Annotated in this window: 4 protein-coding genes; all 4 read left to right on the top strand. The window is 69.8% G+C overall.

Annotated elements, in window-relative coordinates; all coding sequences use genetic code 11:
* The first annotated feature begins 304 nt into the window (after positions 1-304).
* The 4 genes from AB0B64_RS60690 to AB0B64_RS60705 are packed head-to-tail and all read left to right on the top strand — an operon-like array spanning position 305 to position 4,361.
* Positions 305-955, top strand: coding sequence for a TetR family transcriptional regulator (locus AB0B64_RS60690; RefSeq protein WP_358207667.1), 651 nt, complete (start codon positions 305-307; stop codon positions 953-955).
* Between the two features lie 33 nt (positions 956-988).
* On the top strand, positions 989-1,921 hold the full coding sequence (locus AB0B64_RS60695) for an ABC transporter ATP-binding protein (protein WP_357962662.1): 933 nt from the start codon (positions 989-991) through the stop codon (positions 1,919-1,921).
* Positions 1,918-3,528 (top strand): ABC transporter permease, encoded by a 1,611-nt coding sequence (locus AB0B64_RS60700; protein ID WP_358207673.1) that lies wholly within the window; start codon positions 1,918-1,920, stop codon positions 3,526-3,528. Before AB0B64_RS60695 ends, AB0B64_RS60700 begins: the two co-directional genes overlap by 4 nt.
* A gap of 20 nt (positions 3,529-3,548) precedes the next feature.
* Positions 3,549-4,361 carry a class I SAM-dependent methyltransferase gene (locus AB0B64_RS60705; protein ID WP_358207678.1) on the top strand — a complete coding sequence of 271 codons (813 nt, stop codon included), beginning with the start codon at positions 3,549-3,551 and terminating at the stop codon, positions 4,359-4,361.
* Positions 4,362-4,804: the final 443 nt, after the last annotated feature.

Below are 4,804 nucleotides of genomic sequence, written 5' to 3' on the forward strand. Positions count from 1 at the left end.
GAGTCGAACTCCCAGCAGCCCGCCGGCTGCGACCATCAGCCTGCCGTACTCGACGCAGCCGCGTAACCCCCGAGAGATTTACCCAGATGACCACTTAGCCCCGGGCGGCGTGCTGGTCAGCTACGCCTCCATGGGCTGGCCAGGACACGTGCTGGCCGACACTGTCCGCGGCGCGCTGCGCAACAGAATGCCGAACCTGCTGCCTGGCAAGCGCACGGCCCTCTGCACGCTGCCCCGGGAGATCTCCGCGGACCGTTCTGACCCCGGTTGCCATAGCGATGAACATATGTTTACTATAGTAAACGTGTGTTCATCACCTTCGGCGGATCTGACCGCCCAGGCCAAGATCCGTAACGCCGCCATCGCGCACTTCGCCCGCGACGGCTTCCAGAAGACGAACCTGCGCGCCATCGCGGCCACCGCAGGGGTGAGCGCCGCCCTGGTCATCCGGCACTTCGGCAGCAAGGACAACCTGCGGAGCGTCTGCGACGAGCACGTCCTGCAGATCCTGGTGAGGAGGGCCCGGACTGCGGCTGACCTGGTCGGCGTGCGGGATCTGTCCCAGGAATACCTGTCGGGCTCGGAGGAGTACCGCCTCCATGTGCAGTACATGGTGCGCGCGATCGAGGAGGACTCCTCCGCGGCCACCACGTTCGTCAACACGCTGGTGGAGGAGACCGAGCAGCTCTTCCGGGACGGGATCGCCGGCGGCTCGATGCGCCAGTCCTCCGACGTGCGGGCGCTGGCCGTGCTCACCGTGCTGGTGAGCCTGGCCACGCTGACCATGGCGCCGCCCCTGACCCGCGCGCTCGGCTTCGAGCGGATGGGCCCCGACGTGCTGCGGCGCATCGGGCTGCCCATGCTCGAGATCTACACCCACGGCTTGTACGCCGACGACACCATGCTCAAAGCCGCCCAGACCGCCTGGGAGGCCCATCAGGGAGACGATCTCTAGCCCTCTCCCCATCACCACACAAGGACATCCATGATGACTGAGACTGATGCCATTTCCATGGCCGGATTGGTCAAGTCGTTCGGCCCGGCACGGGCACTGAACGGCCTCGACCTCGTCGTACGGACCGGCGAGGTGCACGGCTTCCTCGGGCCCAACGGCGCGGGCAAGAGCACCACGATCCGGATCCTGCTGGGCCTGATGCGCCCCGACGCGGGCGCCGCCCGGCTGCTCGGCGGCGACCCCTGGACACAGACCGCTGAGCTGCACCGCCGCCTGGCCTACGTGCCCGGCGACGTCACCCTGTGGCCCGGCCTGTCCGGCGGTGAGGCCATCGACCTGCTCGGCCGGCTGCGCGGCGGGCTTGACCGGCGGCGCCGGGACGAGCTGATCGAGCGCTTCGACCTCGACCCGCGTAAGAAGGGCCGCACCTACTCCAAGGGCAACCGCCAGAAGGTGGCCCTGGTCGCGGCTCTGGCCTCCGACGCCGAGCTGCTCATCCTCGACGAGCCCACCTCCGGCCTGGACCCGCTGATGGAGGAGGTCTTCCGGCAAACGGTCCAGGAAGTGCGGCGCGCGGGTGACCGTACGGTGCTGCTGTCCAGCCACATCCTCTCCGAGGTCGAGGCGCTGTGCGACCGCGTCACGATCATCCGCGACGGCCGTACCGTCGAAACCGGCACCATGGCCGAGCTGCGGCACCTCACCCGCACCTCCATCGACGCCGAACTGGCCGCCCCACCGGACGGGCTGGCCGGCCTGCCGGGTGTGCACGGCCTGCGCGCCGACGGCGGCCGGGTACGCTTCAGCGTCGACGCCGCCGCGCTGGACCTCGCACTTCGCCACCTCACCCAGGCCGGCGTGCGCAGCCTGGTCAGCCAGCCTCCGACGCTGGAGGAGCTGTTCCTGCGGCACTACGACCGCGCGACCGCGAACGTCAAGGGCCGGCACGCGGAGGCAGGACGATGAACGCGTTCGCCGGCACGGGAAAGCTCATCCGCGTGGTGCTGCGGCGCGATCGTGTGCTGCTGCCGCTGTGGGTGGCCTTCATCTGCATGATCCCGGTGGTGTTCGTCGGCGCGTTCACCGGCGCGTACCCCACGGCCGAGGCCCGTCAGCACTACTACGAGACCAGCGTCCACACCAGGGCCTTCACCATCGCCTACGGCGTGCTGAACGGCTCCAGCCTCGGCGAGCTCGTCGCCTGGCGGTCGGGGTTCGTGACGTTCATGGTCGCGCTGTTCGCGCTGCTCACGGTCATCCGGCACACGCGTACGGAAGAAGAGGCCGGACGGCGCGAACTGGTCGGGGCGACCGCGGTGGCGCGGCACGCGAACCTGGCCGCCACTCTGATCGTCACCTGCGGGGCCGCCCTGGTCCTGGGCGTGGCCTCGGCGCTGGCGCTGATCGGCCAGGGCCTGCCCGCCGCCGGCTCCCTGGCGCTCGGACTCGGGTTCACGGTGGCCGCCTGCGCGTTCGCCTCGATCGGCGCGGTGACGGCGCAGCTCACGACTGGCGCGGGCGGCGCGCGCGTCATCGGGATCAGCACGCTCGGCGCCGCGATCCTGCTGCGCGGCGTCGGCGACGTCGCCGCGCAGTCCGGTGACGGGCCTGCCTGGGTGTCCTGGATGACGCCGCTCGGCTGGGCGGAGGCGCTGCGGCCCTACAGCGGCGAACGCTGGTGGGTGCTCGCGCTCGCGGCCGGCGCCGTGCTGGCGCTGATCGTGCTGGCCGTGGCGCTGTCGGAGCGGCGCGACCTCGGCGCCGGCATGTTCCAGGCCCGCCTGGGCCCGGCCGCCGCCGGACCCCGCCTGCGCAGCCCGCTGGCGCTGGCCTGGCGGCTGCACCGCGGGCCGCTGATCAGCAGGCTCGCCGGACTCGCCGTGGTCGGGCTCGTGGTCGGCGCGATGTCGGCGAGCCTTGGGACGCTGATGGACAACGGCGGCGCCGCGGCCCGAGAGGCGCTGGCCCGGCTCGGCGGTCCCGGCACGCTCGTCGACCAGTTCCTCGCCCCCATGATGACCATGCTCGGCCTGGTCAGCGCCTGCTTCGCCATCCAGGCCGCGCTGCTGCTCAGGAACGAAGAGCGCGACGGGCGGGCCGAGCCCCTGCTGGCCACCCCGGTGCGCCGGCTGCGCTGGGCGGGCAGCCACTTCGCGTTCATACTGCTCGGCCCGGCGCTCGGGTTGATCGCCTTCGGGACGGCCGCCGGTCTGGCGCACGGACTCAACACCGGCGACGTCGCCCGTGAGCTGTCCCGCCTCCTAGCCGCCGCTCTCGTGCAACTCCCTGTGGTGTGGGTGTTCACCGGGGTCGCGTTCGCGCTGTTCGGGCTGCTGCCTCGGCTGGTCGCCGGCACGTTCGCGGTGGCCATGGTGAGCATGTTGTTCGGCTGGGTCGGCCTGGAGTTGCAGCTCGACCAGTGGGTCATCGACCTGTCGGTCTTCGAGCACGTACCGAAACTTCCCGGCAGGGTCATGACGGCCACCCCACTGATCGTCATGACCGCCGTCGCGGCGGCCCTCGTCGCGGCCGGCCTGGCCGGATTCACCCGACGCGACATGCCCACCATCTGAGCCTGGAGGACATCATGGGAGTGACCCTTCCTACACTGACCCCGCTGCAGGAAACCCTGTGGGTGACGCTGTGCGGCCGGGCGCTCGACAGCCGCCTGCCAAGCCCCATACTCGGCGACCGCATGGCCTACGAGATCATCCACAAGACCGGCTACGACCACCGCAAACTCCGCTGGAGCGCGGCCTCGGCCATCGACGTCGCCCAGCGCGCCAAGAAATTGGACGAGATCGCGCAGCGGTTCATCGCCCGCCACCCCGACGCGATCGGCATCGACCTGGGAGCCGGCCTCGACACCCGAGCCCTCCGCATCGACCCTCCATCGACAGCGGACTGGTACGACGTCGACTTTCCCGAGGTCGTGGACGCCCGGCACCGGATCATCCAGGAGCGGCCGCACACGCACACCATCGGCGCGGACCTGACCGAGCCCGGCTGGCTGGAGGCGCTGCCCGCCGACCGTCCCGCCGTGATCGTCGCCGACGGCGTGCTGCCCTTCCTCTCCCAGGAAGAGATGATCACGCTGCTGGACCGTCTCACCAGCCATTTTCCCAGTGGGGAGATCGCGTTCAACGTCTACACCCGATTCACCGTCTGGACCGCGAGACACTACTCCGGCAGCCGGTTCCTGGTCCCCCTCTTCAAGTCCCCCGGCTTCGACCGCCTCGACCCCGTACGGTGGAACCCGCGACTGACCCTGATCCGGCACATCCTGCTCACCCGGGAGCCCGAGGTCGACCAGTTCCCGACGGCCCTGCGCCTGTGGACCCGCCTGTCGGCGCTCAGCGCGGCCTTCTCCAGGCTGGGCACCACGGTCGCGCACTACCGTTTCTGACGATTCCGGCCGGCGACTCACGCCGGGGTCGGGCATCCCGTCTTCTAGTTGTTCGCATAGCGTGTACAGCAACACCGCGTGAGGAACATGCGAGTTCCTGCCGTGCAAGGATCTGAACGCCTGGCAACTATTCGTGGAGACGGCCGGCCCATGCAGCGCTTGCAGCCGCCAGCCCGCACGGATTCAGCCGAAGCGACGACAGTTCAAGGCACCCGTTGGAACCGTGTCGAATGCCTCCGCCATCACCTTCCGAGACCACCGGCAGGGGAAGGTGGATGGTGCCGGGCTTGTATCGGTTTGCTGGAGTCCACACACCCAGCCGTCGAGGCAGCGCGTTCGACGTGGCTAAGTGGTCATCTGGGTAAATCTCTCGGGGGTTACGCGGCTGCGTTGAGTACGGCAGGCTGATGGTCGCAGCCGGCGGGCTGCTGGGAGTTCGACTT

It is taken from the genome of Nonomuraea sp. NPDC049129, from assembly GCF_040648495.1.
Lineage (GTDB): Bacteria > Actinomycetota > Actinomycetes > Streptosporangiales > Streptosporangiaceae > Nonomuraea.